This window comes from Shewanella oncorhynchi, assembly GCF_012584455.1.
GTDB lineage: Bacteria > Pseudomonadota > Gammaproteobacteria > Enterobacterales > Shewanellaceae > Shewanella > Shewanella oncorhynchi.
The window spans coordinates 243,198-264,904 of the sequence record NZ_JABAEB010000004.1; the positions used below are offsets into that span (position 1 = coordinate 243,198).

A 21,707-nucleotide genomic window follows, 5' to 3' on the forward strand; every position below is an offset into this window, starting at 1 on the left:
TTTTTTATATCCATCAATCGTTTCAAACTTAAACAACAGCCGTTAATTCTGTACCTCACTCCCGCTCAAATTACGTTACAATTCAGCCTTAGTATTTACATCTGCTTTCAGTTACTCTTTGTTCACCCTCACTCGATTGAATAAAATAATGCAGATAAACAATAAGATAATGATAAGCTGCAGCATAATCGCTAGCTTAGTATCACAAACAACATTTGCCCAACTCAATACTGGAACAACATCCAGTAAACTCACTGCATTTACCCATGCTGAATTAATTATTGCACCGGGAAAGCGTTTAAGCGATGCCACTTTATTAATTGAAAATAATCGAATTAAAGCCATTATTGAGCACAACGACATTCCCGCTGGCGCATTTAGAATCGATTTGAGTGGTTATACAATTTATCCCGGATTTATCGATCCTTTTACTGATTATGGGATTGAGTTCGAATATCCCAAACTAAAGCTCACTCGCCCCGTCTATGATATAAAACGTATCGGTGGTAATGCGGAAAATGGTGCAATTCATTCTGAAAAAGAATGGTTTAATTACGTTTACCCCAATAAAGAACGCGCAAAAGAGTGGATTAATAATGGTTTCACCAGTGTGCAAAGTAGCAAACTCGACGGTATCTTCCGTGGGACGGGTGTCAGCCTTTCATTAGCAGACAAAACGGCTAATGAAGTGATTTATCGCGCCCGCAGTCAACCTTTTATGGCATTTGATAAAGGTTCGTCTGAACAAGATTATCCCTCATCATTAATGGGCAGCATTGCACTTATTAGGCAAACCTTTGCCGATGCAAATTGGTATAACCAAAATAAAAACAAACCTGCCAATGGCGCAATAAACAATCAAGTCGAATTTAATATTGCCTTTGAGCGTTTAGATAATTTAGCCGATAAGCAAATTATCTTTGAAACCAAAAATCTCAACGACCAATTACGTGCAGCCCATTTACTCAAAGAACATAAACTGCCAGCCAACCTACTTGGTAATGGTCAAGAATACTCACGCATCAATGAGTTAAAGGCGCTGAACTATCCGTTGATCTTGCCTTTAAACTATCCGCAGGCACCCGATGTCGGCACAGATGACGCTGATCGTGAAGTATCACTGGCGGATTTAAGACAGTGGGAACGTGCACCAACCAACCCTGCGGCGGTAGCTAACGCAGGTATCCCCTTTGCGTTAACGCAATTTGGGATTAAGACTGATGCCTTCTGGCCACGCCTACGCCAGGCTATTGCCCAAGGTTTAAGTGAAGAAAACGCTCTCGCGGCACTCACCACCCAAGCCGCAGAGATGACAGGTACCGCCGACTTTACCGGTAAACTCGCGCCCGGTTATATGGCTGACTTTGTTATCACTAAAGGCAATATTTTTAAAGATGGCCAGATCTACAGTGTTTGGTTGCAAGGTCAGGAGCAAAGTCTGCGCTCACTTCCCCAAGCACGATTACTGGGAGATTACCAATTAAGCCTCAATAACCTCACGCTAGATTTATCGCTACATGATGAAAGTAAAAGTGATAAACCCAACATCCAAGGCAATTTAAGCAGTGGCGAACAAAGTATCTCACTCACTCAACTTAAATTAGATGATAACGGAAGATTGAGCTTTACTGCCAATTTGAGCGCCGCAGGCATTAACGGCCTTAGCCGCTTTACGCTGTGGATAGCCGATGACGGCATTCAAGGTCGTATGGTCGATGCAAAAAGTCGCACTACAAATGTTGCTGGTGTCGCTTTAACTCAAACTGCAAAGCTCAAAAAAGCAGACCAAACAAGCAATCATGCTCCCAAGAATGAAGCCAACACGAGCCTACTGAGTCACCTCACCTTCCCTAACGTCGCTTACGGACTGAGCAAAGCCCCTAATGTTGAGAAGCTACACATCAAAAATGCCACCCTGTGGACATCGGATAAACAAGGCATTCTCGAACATGCTGATCTCTTGATGGCCAATGGCCGCATCGAAAAAATTGGCCAACAATTAAGTACGCCATCAGGTTATCAAGTCCTCGATGCAACGGGTAAACACCTCACCGCCGGCATAGTCGATGAACACTCGCATATCGCCATTAATGGCGGTACTAACGAAGGAACAGACGCAGTAACCTCTGAAGTACGCATTGGCGATATTATTAATCCCGACGATATTTCAATCTATCGTGCCTTAGCGGGCGGCGTCACCAGCGCGCAATTACTCCACGGTAGCGCCAACCCTATCGGTGGCCAATCACAACTGATCAAAATGAAATGGGGGGAGCCAGCTGAACAACTCAAATTTGTTAACGCGCCCGCCAGTATCAAATTTGCTTTAGGTGAAAACGTCAAACAGAGTAACTGGGGTGAGAAATTTGTTCAGCGCTTCCCCCAGACTCGCATGGGAGTCAAAGCCTTATTTGAAGAAACCTTCAACGCTGCTATCACCTATGAAAAGGCGTTAAAAACCTATGATAATCTGCGCTCCAGCGATAAAAAGAAAACCGTCGCCCCGCGTCCAAGTTATCGTCTGCAGGCGGTCGCCGAAGTATTAAACCAGCAACGCGACGTACATATTCATTCCTATGTGCAGTCAGAAATCCTGATGTTTATCCGCTTAGCCGAGGCCTATCACTTTAAAGTTCAAACCTTTACCCATGTGCTCGAAGGTTACAAAGTGGCGAGTGAACTAGCTACCCATGGTGCTGGCGCATCGACCTTTGCCGATTGGTGGGCCTATAAGTTTGAGGTGTATGATGCGATTCCGCAAAACGCGTGCCTGATGCGAAACAAGGGGGTGACCACCAGCATTAACTCAGACGATTATGAAATGCAGCGCAGACTCAACCAAGAAGCGGCTAAGTCTATGATGTATTGCAATATGTCGAAGGAAGACGCTTGGAACATGGTTACTATCAATCCAGCCAAACAATTAAGAGTCGATGAATTTGTGGGTTCACTCACCCCAGGCAAAATGGCCGATATCGTACTCTGGAACGCAGAGCCTCTGTCTATTTACGCCAAAGTGACGCAGGCATGGGTTGAAGGAAAACGCTATTTTGACCGCGACCAAGACCAAGTTGCCCAGCAAGCTGTGGTGAACGAGCGAGCCGCACTTATCCAAAAAATTCTCAGCAGTGATGACCAAACTAAAGCGGGTGAAAAAGTCACGCCACTCAACGAGCCACAGTGGCACTGCGATACCCACTATCAGGCATGGGGCCACGCTCATGAGGGAGCCAAATAATGCAACATTTATCTAAAACCGTTTTGTTTGTGGCGCTACTCGGCGCAATTTGCATCACGCAGGCCCCAGTTATGGCAAATGATATCGTACCTACGCCTAAACAAAGCCGCAGCGTACTGATTAAAAACGCCACTGTGCACACAGTCACTCAAGGCGTGCTCAGCAACACAGACGTCTTAATTGAAAATGGCAAGATCACGGCCGTTGGGCCTCAACTGACCAGCCAAATCAACAATGCAACCACAGAAAGCAGTGACACTCAAATCGTCGATGCCAGCGGTAAACATTTATATCCGGGCTTAATCGCCCTAGACACCAGTTTAGGCTTAGTCGAAATTGAAATGAGCCGCCCAACGGTTGATAACGCCGAGGTAGGTTATATCAATCCGCAGATCAGCACGGCCACAGCTTACAATGCGGATTCGGAGCTCATCCCTACCATACGTTACAACGGCATTACCCACGCACAAATCGTCCCGAGCGGTGATGGATTAGCTGGACAATCGGTACTGGTGGATCTCGATGCATGGACGATTGAAGATGCGCTGACGCCAAGTGCTGGACAGTTCCATGTCTATTGGCCGCAAATCAAACGCATGCCAGAAGATGAAAAAGAGAAAGCCAAGGCCATCGAGAAAAATCAGCAGGCGATCGACAAGCTCAATATCGCCTTTGAAGATGGCTATCGCTATTTCTTAAGTGATAAGGCCAACGGCAAAGACAAAAACCAGGATGAAGATCCACAGTCCGCGACCAACGACCTGCGCTGGCAGGCTATGCTGCCGCTATACCAAGGCAAAGCGACACTGTTTGCCCATGCCGACAGTGTTGGCCAAATTGAGCAAGTGATCGCCTTGACGAAAAAATACCAATTCAAACTGGTAATTGTCGGCGGATACGATGCATGGCGTTTGGACTCAAGCCTAAGGGAAGTTAAGGCTGGAGTCATTTACCCTCATACCTTGAGTCTGCCTAAACGTAAAGATGAGCCAGTCGATTTACCCTTTAAGATCCCATCTTTACTCGCCAATGCAGGTATTCCCTTCGCCCTTGGGTTCTCATCGGACTGGAATAGCCGTAACCTCCCCTACGCCGCAGGTTACAGCGCCGCCTATGGTTTAACGCCTGAACAAGCACTTAAGTCCATCACCTTAGATGCCGCAAAACTGTTAGGTGTGGAGGATTTAGGTGCGATAGCGGTGGGATACCAAGGCAGTGTCGTGCTGTCAGAGGGGGACATTCTCGACCCTATGACCAATAAAATTGAGGCAATCTGGATTGAAGGACGGCAGATAGATCTGAATAATCGCCATCAGCAGCTTTATCAAAAGTACCTTAAGCGGTAGAATTTACTCAGATAATAATATCGCATCGGCGCAGCCTACCAAGGCTGCGCAGTTTTCTCCTCAACCTCAGGTCAAACCATGAAAATTATCCTCTCAAGTGCATTAGTGCTCCTGCTCAGTGCCTGTGCAAGCGACTACAGTTTTAACAGTAATTTGGACAGTGAGGCGATTAATGACTATTTCAAGGCATCCGATGTCATCCTTTATGAAGGTGATACCTTGCCGAAAGGTCATTATGAATTAAAAGGATTGGTCGAAGGTGAGTCCTGTCAGGCCGATACCAACGGTGCGCCCGCATCACTTGCCGATGCCAGAACCGAAGCCCGTCGCAATGCCGCAGATAAAGGAGCTAACGGCATTATCATCAAGCAATGTGTCATATTTGAAGAAGCTGCCCAAGGTTGTATCAGCCGTGCATTATGCGTTGGTCAAGCAGTAAAAACGGCTACAACAGAGTAAGCCTCACGCATATTAAGCATACTGCTCGCGGCGTGATCCTATAGTTTTCTAAGATTGCCCCTATCAACCGCTTAATGGCTAACGCTTCATGACCAATGCTGCATTATTAGCACACAAAGATGGGCCTTAATGATTAGCTTAGAATAATGAGCTTAGGCGGTTGTTATACTTACCCTTTAGGTAATTTTTTGCATGACATTTACCAACCAAATTATCGCAGTGGCAACATGCCGCACGCCCTATAAACAAAAATTTGGCATTCCAAGACAACCCGGACTTGTTGAAGCGCGTGGTTATGTCGAACTCGAGCCCCATGTAAATCATATCGATGCGGTGCGTGGCATAGAGCAGTATTCCCATCTCTGGTTGCTATTTTGCTTCCATGAGAATCTTGCCCAAGGTTGGAAAACCACAGTGCGCCCGCCGCGTTTAGGCGGCAATGAAAAACTCGGCGTGTTCGCCACTCGCTCCACTTTTCGCCCCAATGGCATAGGCCAATCTGTAGTGAAATTGCACGGCGTAGTACAGCGCAAGGGCAAAGTGTGCCTCGAAATTTCCGGTATGGATCTGCTCGATGGCACACCGATAATTGATATTAAGCCATACATTCCTTTCTCAGATTCGATTACCGATGCTGTAGGCGGCATTGCCCAAGACGCGCCTAAACTGATTTCAGTGGTGTATTCTGACCATGCCAAGACGCAGATTGAGCGTTACACCCTGCAGGAAACCTACACAGATTTAGCTCTGCTTATCCGCGGTGTGCTGGGGCAAGATCCGCGCCCCGCCTACAAAAAAGCCAAGGACGATCCTAAGTTATATCAAGTCGCCCTCTATGATTTAGATGTGTTCTGGCAAATGGCGGTCGATGACAATGACCAAGAATACATCTTAGTATTGGAACTCAAACCGGGGAAATGTGGCTAAATGTCCGCGCCAACGCCTACATCAAAACCTGATTATCAAAGCCAGCATAAAAAGCGGCTCTCTTGGATGCCGTGGCTGTATTTTTCTTTAAAAGAGAAACATTTAATCTGGGCCAAACCTTGGCAAGACGATATTCAAGCAAAACTTTGTGCCCTCGAAACGGTAACTATCGGCGAGCACTGTTTTATCGCCCCCGAAGCTCAGTTATTTGCCGAACCCAATCGTGATATCCGCATAGGTAATCGCTGCATGATCGCCGCCGAGTGTTTTTTGCATGGGCCTATCACGCTAGGGGACGAAGTGGCGATTAATCATGGTTGCTCCTTCGATGGCGGCAGAGTCGGGATTCAGATAGGCAATCAAACCCGCATCGCCAATAATGTCACCCTTTACGCCTTTAACCATGGCATGGCGCCAGATACCCCCATATATCAACAAGCTGCCAACTCCAAAGGCATTGTTATTGGCAAAGATGTGTGGATTGGCGCTCAGGCAGGCATAGTCGATGGTGTGACCATTGGTGATCACGCTGTGGTGGGTATGGGCAGCATAGTAACGAAAGATGTGCCCGACTGGGCGATAGTGGCAGGCAACCCCGCCAAAGTGATTGGTGATAGACGGGATAAGTAAGCAGTAAGGATTATCTTGATACTAGCAGTGACGAAGTCACGCGCTAACAGCACAGCGCTCTTCCTTGTGTTATCCGTTATCCGTTATCTGTTATCCGTTATCCGTTATCCGTTATCCGTTATCCGTTATCCGTTATCCGTTATCCGTTATCCGTTATCCGTTATCCAGCATCAAAAAATGCTATTTATCTCCCAGCTAGTTGAATTTAACCTAAATCCCTAGGTGACATCACCAAAGCAGGTGATAAAATGGCGACCATTCAACTCAAATTTGGACATCGGTAATGCGCGTCAGCAAGTACCTGCTATCAACACAGAAAGAAACTCCTGCCAACGCAGAAGTCATTAGTCATCAATTAATGTTACGTGCGGGCATGATCCGTCGTAATGCGTCGGGCCTTTATAGCTACCTTCCCACGGGCTTACGTGTACTGCGTAAAGTCGAAGCCATTGTTCGTGAAGAAATGAACAAAGCCGGTGCAATTGAAATTCTAATGCCTATGGTGCAACCGGCAGACTTGTGGGTAGAAACGGGTCGTTGGGAAAAGTTTGGTCCCGAGCTGTTACGCTTTAAAGATCGTCACAATCGCGACTTCGTACTGGGGCCAACCCATGAAGAAGTGATCACCGATCTCATTCGTAAAGAAGTCAGCTCATACAAGCAATTACCGCTGAATCTTTACCAAATCCAAACCAAATTCCGTGACGAAGTTCGTCCACGTTTTGGCATGATGCGCTCACGCGAATTCTTGATGAAAGACGCTTACTCTTTCCACCTTGACGTCGATACCATGAATGAAACCTATGAGGCTATGTACACAGCCTATAGCAACATTCTATCGCGCATGGGCTTAGCTTTCCGCCCAGTTTTAGCTGATACGGGTTCAATCGGCGGCAGCATGTCACACGAGTTCCATGTTCTAGCACAAAGTGGTGAAGATTTAATTGCTTACTCAACAGGCAGCGATTATGCGGCTAACATTGAGAAAGCCGAATCACCTATGCCAACTGAGCCACGCGGCGCAGCCACTGAAGCATTGCGTTTAGTCGATACCCCAAATGCGAAGACCATTGCGGAATTAGTTGAGCAGTTTGGTTTGGATATCACTAAAACGGTCAAAACCTTGATCGTTAAAGGTGCGACCGAAGCCGCTCCGCTAGTGGCGTTAATCGTTCGTGGCGACCATGAACTAAACGAAGTCAAAGCTGACAAGTTAGACTTAGTCGCATCACCATTGGAAATGGCGCCAGAAGCGCTGATCCGTGACGCCATTGGCGCAGGTCCTGGCTCACTTGGCCCTATCGGTCTTAAAATCCCTATCGTTATCGATCACAGCGTTAGCGTCATGAGCGATTTTGCCGCCGGTGCTAACGTTGATGACCAACACTATTTTGGTATCAACTGGGAACGCGATCTGCCGACAGCGCAAGTTGCCGACATCCGTAACGTAGTCGAAGGCGAGCCAACACCTGATGGTTCAGGCACTTATGCTATGGCACGCGGTATCGAAGTGGGCCATATTTTCCAACTGGGCACTAACTATTCTAAATCGATGAACGCGACTGTACTTGACGAAAATGGCAAGTCACAGGTGCTACTGATGGGTTGTTACGGTGTCGGCGTGAGCCGTATTGTGGCAGCAGCCATCGAACAAAACTTCGATGACCGTGGCATCATTTGGCCAGAAGCGATTGCACCATTTAGCGTGGGTATTCTGCCAATGAACATGCACAAGTCGCACCGCGTAACCGATATCGCCGAGCAGTTATACAAAGACTTAAACGAAGCGGGTATCGAAGTGTTATTGGATGATCGTAAAGAGCGTCCAGGCGTGATGTTCGCCGATATGGAACTGATTGGTATCCCACACACTGTGGTGATTGGCGATCGCAATATCGATGCCGGCGTATTTGAATACAAAAACCGCCGCACCGGTGAAAAACAAGATATTCCATTCGATCAACTGCTCGACTTCCTGAAAAACGCAGTTAAAGGCTAAGCCTTAACGCGAAATGTAGACAAGCTGAAGATCAAAAACGAAACGCACTTGAGCCCAGCTTAAGTGCGTTTTTTATTGGACTTTTTATTGACCTTCATCGTTCACATTGGCTCGCAACATGACTTTTTATATGCGGCTGTTTACCGCTGTATTTTGGGCAAGGTATTTTGCGCTAACAGGTACTGACTCGGAGCGACACCCATCAACTGCCTAAACATATAACCAAAGGCTGAACCCGAGGCATAACCTAAGGATAACGCTGTAGTGAGCACAGATTCACCTCGGCTGAGCATTTGAATCGCCACCTGCAATCTAAGCCTTTGCAACCATTGGCTATAACTCAGCCCTGTTTGCAGTTTAAATAATCTCGCTAACGTGCGGGCAGAGGCACCGACCTCCCGCTGCCAATCAACCAAAGTACGTTGCTCACTTGGATCGGCAAGCAAAGCCTCGGTAATGCGCAGTAATTTTTTATCCCTAGGATAAGGTAAATCCAAGGCGACCTTAGGGGCGAGTACCATAAAGTCACGGATCACCAGCAAGAGCCGCATGACGCTATCCTTAAAATCGGGATCAATTAGCCCAGCCTCACTCTTCACTAAGGCATTAGCCTCTTGCAGTAATAACTGCAAAACAGGCTTCACACTCAAACAAGTACAGTCGGGTGGAAACCCGCCTATCCGGGTTTCATCCAAATACAGACTACTCAATTGCACCTGACCTAGCGCGATAACCTCATGATCGACAAAGGGAGGCACCCACACCGCTTGCTCAGGCGGCACAATGTAACGCCCCGCAGGCGTGATCACACTCAACACGCCTTGACTGGCATAAATGACCTGTCCCCAGGAATGACTATGGCGCTGCACATGTTCAAACGGCTTGAGTGTTCGCTTAAGCAACATGATGGAGGCACTTAGCCCTGCGGCGGCTAAACGTGAAGGTGCGACCTGCGTGTGCTGAGTAATATGCTGCTGGGATAAATGCGTGTCAGTGACTTGATTCAAAGTGTTATCGCCCAAAGTGATTTTTATATCGAAGCTTCTTTTCGTATTATCGAGCCTCTTCCGTATAGAAGCGCCTCTTCATATAAAAGTACTTTATATTTGTAGAAGTGTCTTTATATCTAGATATTAAGTCAATCTATCGAGCCCAAGCCAAAGCAGCAAACGCTAACATGTCATATCAGGCTGAATTAATTGGAGATGACATGAGTATCCACATGGATAAAAACCGCGTAACGCCCGTTACATTACAAAAAATGAAAGGTAAAACCCCCATAGTTGCTCTCACCGCCTATGAAAAACCGATGGCAGAAATTATCGATCCCCATGTGGATATGATTATCGTCGGCGACTCCGTCGGCATGGTGGTTTATGGGCAAGACTCTACACTCGGGGTCACCTTAGAAATGATGATTAATCATGGTCTTGCTGTTACTCGCGGCGCAGCACATGCCTGCGTTATTATCGATATGCCCTTTGGGAGTTATCAAGAATCGCCTCAGCAAGCCTTCAGACATGCCAGCCAAGTATTGATACGCACAGGCGCGCAGGCGGTAAAACTCGAAGGGGGCGCAGAGATGCTCGACACCACTCGTTTTTTAACCCAGCGAGGGATCCCTGTAATGCCACACATAGGATTAATGCCGCAACACGTGAATCAATTGGGTGGATTTAAAACCCAAGCAAGGGATGCTGCCGCCATCGAAGCCCTCGTTAGTTTAGCGAAAGACTTTGAGCAAGCTGGCGCTTTTAGCATACTGATTGAAGGCACATCCGAGCTCGCGGCGCGCACAGTTACGGCAGGAGTCTCAATCCCAGTCATAGGTATTGGCGCCTCACCCGCCTGCGATGGTCAAGTGCTCGTGACTGAGGATATCTTAGGCTTATTTTCTGACTACACGCCTAAATTTGCTAAACGCTATATCGACTTAGGACCATTGATCGCTAAGGCCTGCGCCCAATATGCCCAAGAAGTGAGAACGGGTGAGTTTCCAACATTGGAGCATTGCTTTGGCCTCAGCAAAACGACCAAAGTTACAGCGGATTAATTGTCTAAAGTTAAATGATCAAGCAATCGAATAAACTATAAATCGAAATTTGCAACTAATTGAGTCTACCGACTTGCTTTTTATAGGGGGGGGTTGCTTTAATAAAACTATTAAAACAATAAATTGAGTCTGAAGATTGCCTACATCAACTGCATTAGTCTTAGGCGGTGGCGGCGCTAGGGCCGCCTACCAAGTCGGCGTGTTAAAAGCACTGGTCCAGCTTTATCCACGCAATCATGGTATTCCCTTTAAAATTATTTGCGGAACCTCTGCGGGTGCCATCAATGGCACCGCTATCGCGACCCATGCCTCTTGCTTTCACCTTGGTGTCAGAAAACTCGAATGGGTTTGGCGTCACTTTGAAACTCGAAAAGTCTACCGAGCTTCGATCACAGGCGTTCTCAGCCATCTAACGAAAATGGCCCTCAAAGGCATGCAAGATGATAAGGTCAATACCGATGCAGGCAGTCTGCTCGATAATGATCCACTCAGAGGCTTACTCAATGAGCTTATCGACTTTAAACGTATCGATCGTAATATCCGTAATGGCTCACTGACAGCGCTAAGTGTGGATGCCTCTTGTTATAATAACTCTCGCTCAGTGACCTTTTTCCAAGCCGCGAAAGAAATCGAAAACTGGACCCGTGCCCGTCGCAGTGGCGAACGTATCATGCTCAATACCGAGCACCTACTCGCCAGTTCGGCAATCCCTATGGTATTTCCATCCATTAAACTCAACCAAGCCTATTATGGTGATGGTTCAGTCCATCAGCTAGCACCGCTCTCAAGCCCTATTCATTTAGGCGCCGAAAAACTCTTAGTCATTAACTTAGAGAGCCCACACAAGCACTTTCCTATGGAACTAGAATATCACCCAAAAACGGCGACCATAGCGGGTCATCTGCTCGATACCATCTTTTCAGATACCTTAAATAGCGACCTTGAGAGACTAGAAAGGATCAATAACACTTTAAGCCTAATTCCTGAGTCAAGCCGTAACAAACTCGCCTTGCATCCGATTAAGGCCCTAGTCATCAAACCTAGCGAAGATCTCAGCAAAATTGCTGCCCGCTTCTATGATGACATGCCATGGGCCGTCAAAACCTTACTCGGCTTCATCGGCATAGACAGGCAGTCAGACTCAAGTATTGTGTCCTACCTACTCTTCGAAAAAACGTATACCAGCGCTTTAATCGACTTAGGCTATAAAGATGCCATGGAAAAAATCGATGAACTTAAAGATTTCTTTTGCTTAAAATAAGCTAACGACTTAATCAGTTTCTTCACTAAAAATCATGCCAAATGGATAGATATAGCTTGAATATTAGTACCGAAATTCAAACTTTCGCATGAGCAAGAAGATGGATTTAACATTGATAATTTTGTTTGCATCGCTTACTATGCTGTACTAGATTATCAGAAAATCATGCACATTTTTTCAAAAAGGGAATCACGATGAAAAAAACTTCACTAGCACTTATCGTTGCAATCACAGCATTCAGCTCTATGGCTGCAAATGCAGTTGAAGGCAAAGCAGCAGGCACTAACGCTGCAGCTAACAGCACTGGTTTAATCGTTGCAGGTTCTGTTGCTGCTGGTGCTGCGATTGCCGGTGCTGTTGCAATCTCTAACAGCTCTGATGGCAACCCAATCACGAGTACAGGTACTAACACTACCACTGGTACTGGCAACTAATCAGTCTGATATAGCTATCAAACAACCGCCTACTGGCGGTTGTTTTTTTTGTTTCTCTAGAGAGTAGGAATTGCTCCATTTCTTGAAATAAGACTCACCTCTCTCTACATTTGATATTTATGACTATTGAGAATAAGCAACTCGGATGCGTATAAATAAAAAACTACTATCACTACTCACAGCCTCCATTGCATTAATGGGAATTTCTGGCTGTAGTCAACGAATTAGCGCCCTCAACGATACGATAAAATTGGCTTTCATTGGTGATAGCGATATTAAGCTCACAACCGAGCAAGTGAAAGCCAATCCCTATGCCAGCATTTATGTCAAGATTGATGACACACCCCAAGCATTTGTTGTTTTAGCCTTTGCGGAACCGAAACAAACTCTCACCTCAGTCAGACCCGTACCAGAAGTAATTGAGCTAAAATGGCTCTCCGCGGATAACGCTATGTTAGTGACAGTGAACGGACGTTTAGTAAAAACTCAAAGTCTACTTACTGGCAATTTAGCCGCAATAGAAAGCTCTGAACCCGATCCTATTCTCTTAGGTTTGCATTTAAGCAGTACCCCTAAAACTTGGACTCGAACTATTGATTGGCAGCCAGGATACCATTATGGATATAAGATTAACTCGCAGTTTGCTTTTATTGCCGAGGAAGAGATACTAATCAACGATACGCCAACTCAAGCACTGCATTACAGTGAGCGAGTATCAGTGGAAGGCCTGAATATCCAGTATCAAAATGAATTTTGGTTAAAACCAGATAATGGACACGTCATTAAAAGTCGCCAGAAGATAGCACCAAATCTACCTTTTATTGATATCACTTTACTTAAGCCATTTGCATCCTAGTGGAACCATTATGAGATATTACATAGCGCCATTGGCCCTTGTACTTAGTTCGGTATTAACGACAACTGTTCAGGCTGAAACTCAACTATTCATCAGCACATCAACAAATCAAGATGCTCAGGTTCAACTGAACTATCCTGCAGCAGTGCGTATTGAGCAAATAGTGCAAGATGGATTAGTCCAACTTCCAAAATATAATAAAACCAATCAAAATGAAGTCGTGCCTATTTATTGGTTAGGTGCAGCATTACTCGATATTGAGAATACCACCGTATTAGAGACTAAACGCCAGCAAGTCTTAACCCTGCTATCCAAAATGGGCGAAGCTAAAGACGACAGTGCTTACATCGCCAAGCTAGCTAAACTTGCACAATTCATTCGCAACTTAAAACTTGGACAACGCGTAACACAACCACTGGATGTTGATGTTATTCGAATTAATGATTCGTATAATGCGCTGATTAATGGTCGTTTTCTATTAATTTTACCGCCTCGTCCAACAACCGTCACCGTACTTGGTGCAGTGGCTCAAACGGGGAGTTTTACATGGCAGAATCAACTAAGTAGCAAAGATTACCTCAAGCAAGCAGGCATACTAGATAATGCTGAAACTAGTTTTATATGGATAATTCAACCCGATGGACAGGCAATAAAACAACCTATAGCCTATTGGAACCATCAGACTCAGGATATTGCACCTGGGGCAACACTTTACGTTGAGTTTTCAAGCGGCTTTGGTGACGACACGAGTTTGAATGAAAACATGATTGAATTACTCAGGAATCGGGCTCTGTAATGAAAAACTCTCTCCATTCTTTAGGTCGTCTATTCGCACTATCTTTGGCACTTTTGCCACTATTACATGCGACTGCCGATGAATTTAGCTATCCCACACTCTTAGCCTCGCAATCAGATTTTGGCGGTGTTGGTTTAATGCAGATGCCAACGGGGCGTATGGCACCTGAAGGCGAGTTTAATTTTGCCACTAGCTATAACGACGAATACCAACACTTTACGGCCTCTGTACAACTTTTCCCTTGGTTTGAAACCACAGTTCGTTATACCCAAGTACAAGACTTACTCTATAGTAGCGACCCCAGTTTTAGTGGAAACACAAAATACACGGATAAGGGCATAGACTTTAAAGTCCGTCTACTTGAAGAAAGCAACTGGCTACCAGAAACCTCGATTGGTGTCCGCGACTTTGGTGGCACCGGATTATTCGATGCTGAGTTTATTGCGGCGACTAAACGAGTTGGGCCGTTAGATTTCACCTTAGGTATTGGCTGGGGATATATCGGTAATAGCGGCAACCTGACATCGGATAAAAAAGATCTCAACTATAACTGCGATCGAGATACGTCCGTAGGTGGTACAGGCGGCACAGTTGATTATCAACGTTGGTTTAAAGGTTGCGCGGCCCTCTTCGGCGGTGTCGAATATCAAACGCCTTGGGACCCACTACGCGTCAAAGTCGAGTACGATGGTAACGACTACCAATCCGATTTTCCTGTTGTTCGCGGCGGTATTGCTATGCCACAGGACAGCAAATTTAACTATGGCCTATTATATCGGTTCGGAGATTGGGGAGATCTGCATTTAAGCTATGAGCGCGGAAACACTTGGACGCTTGGTTTTAGCCTACAAACGAATTTTAATGAGTTAACACAGATTAAACGCGATCCTGCAGCAGCGAAATATAAGCCAATTCCTGCGGCACCGTTAACACATGTGCAAACAACCAATACGCCATTAGATAGTGTTAATTCTTCAGAACAAACGCCTGCAATAGCCAGCGCCACCTTAGATACCGCAACAGAAATCGCTGACGTTCATTTAATGCAGCCACAAGAGGGCATGTTAGAAACAGCAATTAACTGGTCGAAAGTAGCACAGGATCTACAATCCATTGCGGGCTATAATAATCCTAAAATTTACCTCGACTCTGACAGCATCACTGTCGTTGGTGAGCAAACTAAGTTTCGAGATAGAAATGAAGCCCATCAAAGGGCGGCAACCATACTCGCCAACAATAGCGATCTAACTCGAATCAAAGAGTATCGCTTGATTGAAACTCACTATAGCCAACCAATTACCGAAACTCGTATTGATGCGGAAAAATTTGCGCAAGTAGTAAGTTTTGGCTATCTGAATGCGAAGATAACAGACGCAAGTCAAGTCAGTGTCCCTTCATTACCTCAAGGCCAACTAGTCACAAACTCAGACAAAAATTGGTTAGACAAGCTTGGCTTTGATATTTCACCAACTATGGTGCAATCCTTCGGTGGTTCGGAAGGCTTCTACATGTTTAATATCGGTGTTACAGGTAGTGCCAACTATCGATTTACCGATAACTTCGAATTTGGCGGTTCTCTCTACCTTAATTTATACGATAACTACGATAAGTTTTTATATGACGTGCCACCAGACGGCACCGACTTAAAACGCGTAAGAACCTTAATCCGTCAATATGTTCACGATAACCCAGTGAGAGTTAATAACCTGCAACTCACTTGGATGGACAATCTTAGCGATAATATTTCCTATCAAGCCTATGGTGGCTATTTAGAGATGATGTATGGCGGTGTTGGTACTGAGTTTCTATATCGCCCACTTAATAGTCAATGGGCCTTTGGGTTCGATGTTAACTATGCTAAGCAGCGAGATCCCGATAGCATGTTTGGGTTCTTTAAGGATGAAAATCAATTTGACCCGCTGACCAATCGTGCCTATCGAGTTCAGACTGGCGTAGTGACTGGACATGCAACGGCTTATTACCAACCGGAGTGGTTTCCTAACACCTTACTCAGAGTCAGTGCTGGACAATATCTCACCGAGGATAAAGGCGTGACGGTTGATTTCTCTAAACAGTTTGATAGTGGTGTTATCGTCGGCGCATTTGCGACTAAAACTAATCTATCGGCAGATGAATACGGTGAGGGAAGCTTTACCAAGGGATTCTATATTTCAATCCCATTCGATCTAATGACGGTTAAGTCTACCCATAGTCGTGCTTTCCTATCATGGATGCCGTTGACCCGCGACGGCGGTCAAATGCTTGGCCGTAAGTACAACTTGTTCGATGTAACTGATGCACGTGCGCCTTGGTATACCAGACCCAGTGTTGACCCCATTAAATAATTAGTACGCAGTAAAACCTCAAAACGGGCAAGATAATTCTTGCCCGTTTTGTTTTCTGCTATTAGGACTAACTTACAATAGTAAAATCTGCACTGCCAAATTAGCTCACTACTTTATTGGCGATTTAATCCCATGTGGCGATGAACGTAAGTACTGTGGCGGCGCTTTCACAGTTGCACCTAATATTGCTGCCGCATGCCAAGGCCAATGTGGGTCATAGAGCATAGTGCGAGCAAGTGCAATAGCATCAGCCTGCCCGTGTGCCAGAATCGTTTCTGCTTTATTGGCATCCGTAATTAATCCCACGGCAATCACAGGTGTGTTTACCTCAGCTTTTATGGCTTCGGCAAAAGGCACTTGAAAGTGTTCTGCAACTGGAATTTGTTGTAATGGACTTAATCCACCTGTACTCACATGGATAAAATCACAGCCTCGGGCCTCTAATGCTTTTGCCAATACTAGGCTTTGGGCTAAATCCCAACCGCCATAGACCCAATCAGTCGCTGATATCCGCACACCGAGTGCCATCTTAGGCGATATCACTGCTTTAATTGCATCGAACACGGCCAATAATAAACTCAAACGATTTTCTAAACTGCCACCATATTGGTCAATGCGTTGATTCGATAATGGGGATAAAAATTGATGAAGTAAATAACCATGAGCAGCATGGAGTTCAATCGCATCAAGCCCTAATCGTTCGGCACGTTGCGCCGAGCTGACAAATGCCAATATAAGCTCATCAATTTCATCCAATGTCATCGCACTCGGTAATGCTGTACCTTCGTTAAAAGCCTGCGCGGAAGGCGCTATCGTCTGCCAACCATTATGTTCATCGGGTGCAATAGTGCCGCCACCTTCCCAAGGTTTTCGAGTTGATGCTTTACGCCCCGCATGGGCGAGTTGTATCGCCATTGGCATACTTGAATACTTGCGAATAGATTTGAGGGTTTTATCTAAAGCAGCCTCCGTTTTGTCATCCCATAGGCCTAAATCTGCATAGGAAATTCGGCCATTGGGCAGAACAGCGGTAGCCTCTAAAATGAGCATTCCCGCACCCGATAACGCCATGCTCCCTAAATGAATCGTATGCCAATCGGTTGCTTGGCCGTTTTCTGCAGAATACTGACACATAGGCGCGATGATAATACGGTTCGCTAACTCGAGTTGACCTAAGGTTAAAGGCGAAAATAATAAACTCATTGTCGTTCCTTTTAATACAAGCAGTGATTGGCTTTATGAGGGTGTACTGGCGATGCTATCTCTGGTGGATAAAATCGGTGCGGCAATTAATGGCCAATCAATGGCAAACTCAGCACTGTTCCAAGCTAAAACGCTTTCATCTTCAGGATCATAATATTGGGTACATTGATAAATAACATCAGCATAATCACTGAGGACATAAAAACCGTGCGCAAAGCCCGGTGGGATCCACATTTGCAGGTGATTCTCTGCCGATAACATTCGCCCAACCCATCTACCATAGGTTGCTGAATTAAATCGAATATCGACAGCAACATCAAAGATGCTCCCTGCACAGACTCGCACCAATTTACCTTGTGGCTTACGCTGTTGAAAATGCAATCCACGTAGTACATTGTATTGCGAACGACTCTGGTTTTCCTGCACAAATACGGGAGACTGAAGTCCTATTGCTGTAAAACAAGCATCGAAATAAGATTGCCTGAACGTTTCCTTAAAAAAACCACGCTCATCACCAAATACTTGGGGTTCAAACACCAATACTTCGGCTAATTCTGTTTCGCTATATTTCATCCAATACCTGCTTATAGAGTTATGCGCGAAACAGCGAAATAGTAGGGTATAAAAAGGATCAATATATCCCTAATCTCAGCTTGCATAAGTGTGACCAAAGGGTAATAAATCATTGGTTTATCATAAATGGGCAGTAATTGCTTACAGACAACCTGCGTCATAGGATAAAGACGCGAGCCAGTACCGCCCGCCAGTAAAATGCCTTTTCTCATTGAAATATTTAGGATTGATAAGCCATGTTGAAGTGCCAAGATTGTAGCATACAAAATGTCGCGAGCAGGAAGAACAGATAACAGGGCTGTTGGCTGTTAATGCAGGAAAAACAACGCAACAGAATAGTAAACCGCAAAAGGTAAATACCATGTTGGCTCAGTAAGATTTCAATTCGTCTTTTACTTAATAAACATATAAGAAGACGCTAACCTATCTCAACCCTTACTACTTTCAGGGATCAGCATCTCAATACGTAACCCCTGATTAGGCGCAGAGAAGAGTGACACATTACCATTCAGTTTTTGTGTGATCAGATTATAAATAATCGACATCCCCAAACCTGTTCCACCACTCTGCCTTGCTGTGGTAAAAAAGGGCTCGAATGCTTTGGCTTTCACTTCATCGGACATACCTACACCATTATCTTCATAAATCATCTTGATCTGCGAAGCCATTTTTTCAACTACTATCACAATTTGCTTATCACCGACAAAATCATCGGGAAAAGCATGGCGAAAACTGTTCGCGACTAAGTTAGTGAAAATTTGTGCGATCGCACCAGGATAAGAATCAATAAAAATATTATCGTCAAGTTCAACTTTTAAAGTGATATTTTTCTTACGCATCAAGGGTTTTAATGAACTAAATATCTGAAAAATATAATTCTTCAGATTAAAGCGCTCGCGTTCCAGTATCGATTGGTCTGCAGCAGTGCGCTTGAAGTTATGCACCAGTTCTGCAGCACGGGAAAGATTACGTTCAATTAAGCATAAACCATCCTGCATTGTATTGATAAAGCTGACAAATTTATCCTCATCAAGCTCGTTTTTCTCAAAGAGTCCTTTCAATAGGGATAACTCATCCAAACAATGGGTCACGGATGTGACAGCTATGCCAAGGGGGGTGTTCACTTCATGGGCAACACCGGCGACTAAGCTGCCTAAGGCCGCCATTTTTTCATTTTCAATTAAGTGCTTTTGGGTTGATTTTAAAGTCGATAATGCCGTTTCAAGCTCTGCGGTGCGCAGCTCAACTTTATGCTCAAGATCGGTATTAATGAGCTTGAGCTGTTGCTGATATTCAATGATCTCTTTAGCACTCATGGCTCGACCAAAAAGGTCGGCGAGTGCCGAGGCAAAGGCCTTCTCATCCCGAGTCCATTCCCTCGCCTCACCCTGATGTTCAGAACAAATAATCCCCACCATTTTTCCGTGGTGACGAATAGGACTATCCAACAAAGAGCTGATCTGATTCGGTTTCAGATAGGTTTCGACAAATTCTTTAGTGGCGGGATCCGTTTGCGCCTTATTGGCGACAATTGTGCGCTCATTGTCGAGCAGGCTAAAGTAATGGGGAAACTGCGCGCGAGTGAGCACTAACGCTTCTTGTGGCTGCTGATTGTCGAGTGAATAATAACAAGCGATGCTCTGATTATCCGGACTCAACAACCAAATGCCCGCCCGAGAGATCAGTAATCCCTTACAAATTGAGCTCACGATAAGTTGTGATGCTTGAATGAGATCACCCTCATCAATAACCTGAGACTTACTGACATCAAATAAAATTCGATCAAGCATTCGGGTCATAGCGGCTCGTCCGGAATATGAATATGTAGGGAGGCAAACACATCTAACAAATCAAGGCTGGCTTCACATAACATGGGATCAAACTGTTTACCCGATTGCGCTAAGATGTACTCGCGCACCGCCTCAACTGACCAAGCCTCTTTGTAACTTCGCTTGGAAAGCAAAGCATCAATGACATCAACAATCGCCATCAGGCGGCCTTCAATAGGAATGTTTTCTTGCGATAGCCCACGGGGATAACCTTGCCCATCCCAACGTTCATGGTGAGTATAAGCAATTCTAGCACCCATTTTGGCAATAATACGATTTGAGCCAACCAACAGGTTATAACCCTTCTCTGCGTGGGTTTGCATAATCGCCCATTCCTCGGCATCGAGTTTACCGGGCTTATGCAAAATACTCTCAGGGATACCAATTTTGCCTACATCATGAAGAGGCGCCGCATAACGAATGGTTTCGATAAAGTCTGCCTTCATACCAATGGCAATCGCGAGCATTTCTGTCATGCGCGCTACGCGGCGCACATGGGCTCCCGTCTCCTTACTGCGCTGCTCAATGGCATCTCCAATGATTAAAATTAGCTCCCTTTGTGTCTGCTGCACATTTTCGCGACCCGATAAGTTCTCAAAGGTTAAGCTCACATTTGCCGCAAATAGCTCAAGAATGCTGACTTGAAAATCCGTTAACTTAGTGTTGTGTTGTAAATAGAGAATACTGGTGACATGGCCACTAAGCTCATAAAATCCAACATAAATATTGTCACGGATCAGCGAGGTTTTTAGCGCTATCGCTTCAATAATATGTTCCCGCACATCCCCTGGCAGAGTCTCAACGCTGCCACCTTCAAAGTAACTGATCATATCTCCCGTGGCGGCCAGCAGATTCATTTGAGTATCGAGGTAAAGGTCTTGATGATAACTCGTGAGATAAAGAGCCGAGCTTTCAAGATTGAGCAGCTGCAAGGTCTGTTCGAGCACTGCACTACCAAAGTTATGCAATGTATGGCTCTTAAGTACAGAGGTGGAAGCAGCAATCACTTTTTCCATCCCCTTTTGGCTTTGCTCGATAATTTTTATATCGCGATAGGAGCGCAATGACGTGTACACACAAGACTTAAGCCGAGCGGCGGTGAGCTCTGTTTTAGCTTTATAATCGTTAATGTCAAAATCCCGAATAACTTGCTCTTCAGGTGCTTGCCCCGGCTGACCCGTACGCAAAATAATGCGGGTACTGTGGTTATTTAATTCAGTGCGAATTTTTTGGACTAGCTCTAAGCCTGCATGATCGGTTTCCATGACGACATCAATAAAGGCCAAGGCGATATCTGATTCCGTTTGAAATAATGTTAAACCTTCAGCAGCGCTGTAACAGGAGTAGAACTGCAAGACTCGATTATCTAAGGTCAGATTTTTTAACGCAAATCGAGTGACATCATGGATCCCAGGTTCATCATCAATAATGGCCACCTTCCAAATGCCTTGTTTAGGCTTATGGGATGTATCTTCGATAACATCAGCACTTTTCTTAAATAACGCCACAAAACCACCGTTTACGATGAATAGTTACGTTTTAGTATAGATTCAATCTTGAAAGTGACTAGTTTCAAAGGATAAATTATCATCCCGTTGATTACCGCTTAGGACTAACAACTAACATACTGGCCACTTAAAATCCACACAAAAACAACTTAAGTTATTGTTATAAAAATAGAAATAGCAAAAGTTAGCCTAACCTAGTCTTGGCGGGTATGATGAGTGCACTTAATGCATAATTCCCAAAATTTCTATT

At 45.1% G+C, this 21,707-nt stretch carries 18 protein-coding genes and 1 pseudogene; 13 read left to right on the top strand and 6 right to left on the bottom strand.

Going from position 1 to position 21,707, the window contains the following annotated elements:
* Nucleotides 1-148: 148 nt before the first annotated feature.
* From HGO26_RS07770 to HGO26_RS07800, 7 genes are all read left to right on the top strand, one after another.
* Nucleotides 149-3,238 carry an amidohydrolase family protein gene (locus tag HGO26_RS07770; RefSeq protein ID WP_168824363.1) on the top strand — a complete coding sequence of 1,030 codons (3,090 nt, stop codon included), beginning with the start codon at nt 149-151 and terminating at the stop codon, nt 3,236-3,238.
* Nucleotides 3,238-4,584, top strand: a complete 1,347-nt coding sequence (locus HGO26_RS07775; protein WP_168824365.1) for an amidohydrolase family protein — start codon at nt 3,238-3,240, stop codon at nt 4,582-4,584. Before HGO26_RS07770 ends, HGO26_RS07775 begins: the two co-directional genes overlap by 1 nt.
* Before the next feature lie 78 nt (nt 4,585-4,662).
* On the top strand, nt 4,663-5,043 hold the full coding sequence (rcsF, locus tag HGO26_RS07780) for an Rcs stress response system protein RcsF (protein WP_105252035.1): 381 nt from the start codon (nt 4,663-4,665) through the stop codon (nt 5,041-5,043).
* 192 nt (nt 5,044-5,235) lie between these two features.
* Complete coding sequence (gene tsaA, locus HGO26_RS07785; protein ID WP_168824367.1) at nt 5,236-5,970, top strand: tRNA (N6-threonylcarbamoyladenosine(37)-N6)-methyltransferase TrmO; 735 nt, start codon at nt 5,236-5,238, stop codon at nt 5,968-5,970.
* Nucleotides 5,971-6,600: an acyltransferase gene (locus tag HGO26_RS07790; RefSeq protein WP_105252033.1), complete on the top strand. Its 630-nt coding sequence runs from the start codon at nt 5,971-5,973 to the stop codon at nt 6,598-6,600. It begins immediately after the preceding gene.
* A gap of 27 nt (nt 6,601-6,627) precedes the next feature.
* Entirely contained in the window at nt 6,628-6,822 is a 195-nt protein-coding gene (locus HGO26_RS07795; protein WP_168824369.1) for a hypothetical protein, read from the top strand.
* 61 nt (nt 6,823-6,883) lie between these two features.
* On the top strand, nt 6,884-8,599 hold the full coding sequence (locus tag HGO26_RS07800) for a proline--tRNA ligase (RefSeq protein ID WP_168824371.1): 1,716 nt from the start codon (nt 6,884-6,886) through the stop codon (nt 8,597-8,599).
* Between the two features lie 140 nt (nt 8,600-8,739).
* Here the strand turns inward: HGO26_RS07800 and HGO26_RS07805 are convergent, their stop codons facing one another.
* Complete coding sequence (locus HGO26_RS07805; RefSeq protein ID WP_168824373.1) at nt 8,740-9,621, bottom strand: helix-turn-helix domain-containing protein; 882 nt, start codon at nt 9,619-9,621, stop codon at nt 8,740-8,742.
* A 188-nt stretch (nt 9,622-9,809) separates the two neighbouring features.
* Between HGO26_RS07805 and panB the strand changes: the two genes are divergently transcribed.
* The 6 genes from panB to HGO26_RS07835 all read left to right on the top strand — a co-directional run bounded on the left by panB (nt 9,810) and on the right by HGO26_RS07835 (nt 16,344).
* A complete protein-coding gene (gene panB, locus HGO26_RS07810; protein WP_168824376.1) occupies nt 9,810-10,652 on the top strand; it encodes a 3-methyl-2-oxobutanoate hydroxymethyltransferase in 843 nt (280 codons plus the stop codon).
* A gap of 136 nt (nt 10,653-10,788) precedes the next feature.
* Nucleotides 10,789-11,913: a patatin-like phospholipase family protein gene (locus HGO26_RS07815; protein ID WP_028761134.1), complete on the top strand. Its 1,125-nt coding sequence runs from the start codon at nt 10,789-10,791 to the stop codon at nt 11,911-11,913.
* Nucleotides 11,914-12,107: 194 nt separating this feature from the next.
* The gene (locus HGO26_RS07820) at nt 12,108-12,347 is read left to right on the top strand and encodes a hypothetical protein (RefSeq protein WP_131523124.1); all 240 of its coding nucleotides are present in this window, start codon (nt 12,108-12,110) and stop codon (nt 12,345-12,347) included.
* A gap of 145 nt (nt 12,348-12,492) precedes the next feature.
* Nucleotides 12,493-13,203: a YjbF family lipoprotein gene (locus HGO26_RS07825; RefSeq protein WP_168824378.1), complete on the top strand. Its 711-nt coding sequence runs from the start codon at nt 12,493-12,495 to the stop codon at nt 13,201-13,203.
* 10 nt (nt 13,204-13,213) lie between these two features.
* Nucleotides 13,214-13,999, top strand: a complete 786-nt coding sequence (locus HGO26_RS07830) for a capsule biosynthesis GfcC family protein (RefSeq protein ID WP_168824380.1) — start codon at nt 13,214-13,216, stop codon at nt 13,997-13,999.
* The gene (locus HGO26_RS07835; RefSeq protein ID WP_168824382.1) at nt 13,999-16,344 is read left to right on the top strand and encodes a YjbH domain-containing protein; all 2,346 of its coding nucleotides are present in this window, start codon (nt 13,999-14,001) and stop codon (nt 16,342-16,344) included. Before HGO26_RS07830 ends, HGO26_RS07835 begins: the two co-directional genes overlap by 1 nt.
* Before the next feature lie 108 nt (nt 16,345-16,452).
* Here HGO26_RS07835 and HGO26_RS07840 read toward each other — a convergent pair whose 3' ends face one another.
* The 5 genes and pseudogenes from HGO26_RS07840 to HGO26_RS07860 form a co-directional block, all read right to left on the bottom strand.
* Nucleotides 16,453-17,547, bottom strand: a complete 1,095-nt coding sequence (locus HGO26_RS07840; protein ID WP_168824384.1) for an NADH:flavin oxidoreductase/NADH oxidase — start codon at nt 17,545-17,547, stop codon at nt 16,453-16,455.
* 33 nt (nt 17,548-17,580) lie between these two features.
* On the bottom strand, nt 17,581-18,120 hold the full coding sequence (gene rfbC / locus HGO26_RS07845; RefSeq protein WP_168824387.1) for a dTDP-4-dehydrorhamnose 3,5-epimerase: 540 nt from the start codon (nt 18,118-18,120) through the stop codon (nt 17,581-17,583).
* A 44-nt stretch (nt 18,121-18,164) separates the two neighbouring features.
* Nucleotides 18,165-18,332: pseudogene (locus tag HGO26_RS07850) on the bottom strand (sugar phosphate nucleotidyltransferase); the annotation flags it as partial.
* Nucleotides 18,333-18,548: 216 nt separating this feature from the next.
* Nucleotides 18,549-19,919, bottom strand: a complete 1,371-nt coding sequence (locus HGO26_RS07855) for a GAF domain-containing sensor histidine kinase (RefSeq protein WP_168824389.1) — start codon at nt 19,917-19,919, stop codon at nt 18,549-18,551.
* Nucleotides 19,916-21,457 carry a DUF3369 domain-containing protein gene (locus HGO26_RS07860; protein ID WP_168824391.1) on the bottom strand — a complete coding sequence of 514 codons (1,542 nt, stop codon included), beginning with the start codon at nt 21,455-21,457 and terminating at the stop codon, nt 19,916-19,918. The genes HGO26_RS07855 and HGO26_RS07860 overlap by 4 nt, the downstream gene beginning before the upstream one ends.
* Nucleotides 21,458-21,707 lie beyond the last annotated feature (250 nt).

Excerpts from the sequence above, each read along its gene's own strand:
- rfbC (WP_168824387.1), bottom strand. The coding sequence starts at position 18,120 with ATGAAATATAGCGAAACAGAATTAGCCGAAGTATTGGTGTTTGAACCC.
- panB (WP_168824376.1), top strand. The coding sequence starts at position 9,810 with ATGAGTATCCACATGGATAAAAACCGCGTAACGCCCGTTACATTACAA.
- HGO26_RS07820 (WP_131523124.1), top strand. The coding sequence starts at position 12,108 with ATGAAAAAAACTTCACTAGCACTTATCGTTGCAATCACAGCATTCAGC.
- HGO26_RS07855 (WP_168824389.1), bottom strand. The coding sequence starts at position 19,919 with ATGACCCGAATGCTTGATCGAATTTTATTTGATGTCAGTAAGTCTCAG.
- HGO26_RS07840 (WP_168824384.1), bottom strand. The coding sequence starts at position 17,547 with ATGAGTTTATTATTTTCGCCTTTAACCTTAGGTCAACTCGAGTTAGCG.
- rcsF (WP_105252035.1), top strand. The coding sequence starts at position 4,663 with ATGAAAATTATCCTCTCAAGTGCATTAGTGCTCCTGCTCAGTGCCTGT.
- HGO26_RS07790 (WP_105252033.1), top strand. The coding sequence starts at position 5,971 with ATGTCCGCGCCAACGCCTACATCAAAACCTGATTATCAAAGCCAGCAT.
- HGO26_RS07800 (WP_168824371.1), top strand. The coding sequence starts at position 6,884 with ATGCGCGTCAGCAAGTACCTGCTATCAACACAGAAAGAAACTCCTGCC.
- HGO26_RS07825 (WP_168824378.1), top strand. The coding sequence starts at position 12,493 with ATGCGTATAAATAAAAAACTACTATCACTACTCACAGCCTCCATTGCA.
- HGO26_RS07775 (WP_168824365.1), top strand. The coding sequence starts at position 3,238 with ATGCAACATTTATCTAAAACCGTTTTGTTTGTGGCGCTACTCGGCGCA.
- HGO26_RS07770 (WP_168824363.1), top strand. The coding sequence starts at position 149 with ATGCAGATAAACAATAAGATAATGATAAGCTGCAGCATAATCGCTAGC.
- HGO26_RS07835 (WP_168824382.1), top strand. The coding sequence starts at position 13,999 with ATGAAAAACTCTCTCCATTCTTTAGGTCGTCTATTCGCACTATCTTTG.
- HGO26_RS07830 (WP_168824380.1), top strand. The coding sequence starts at position 13,214 with ATGAGATATTACATAGCGCCATTGGCCCTTGTACTTAGTTCGGTATTA.
- tsaA (WP_168824367.1), top strand. The coding sequence starts at position 5,236 with ATGACATTTACCAACCAAATTATCGCAGTGGCAACATGCCGCACGCCC.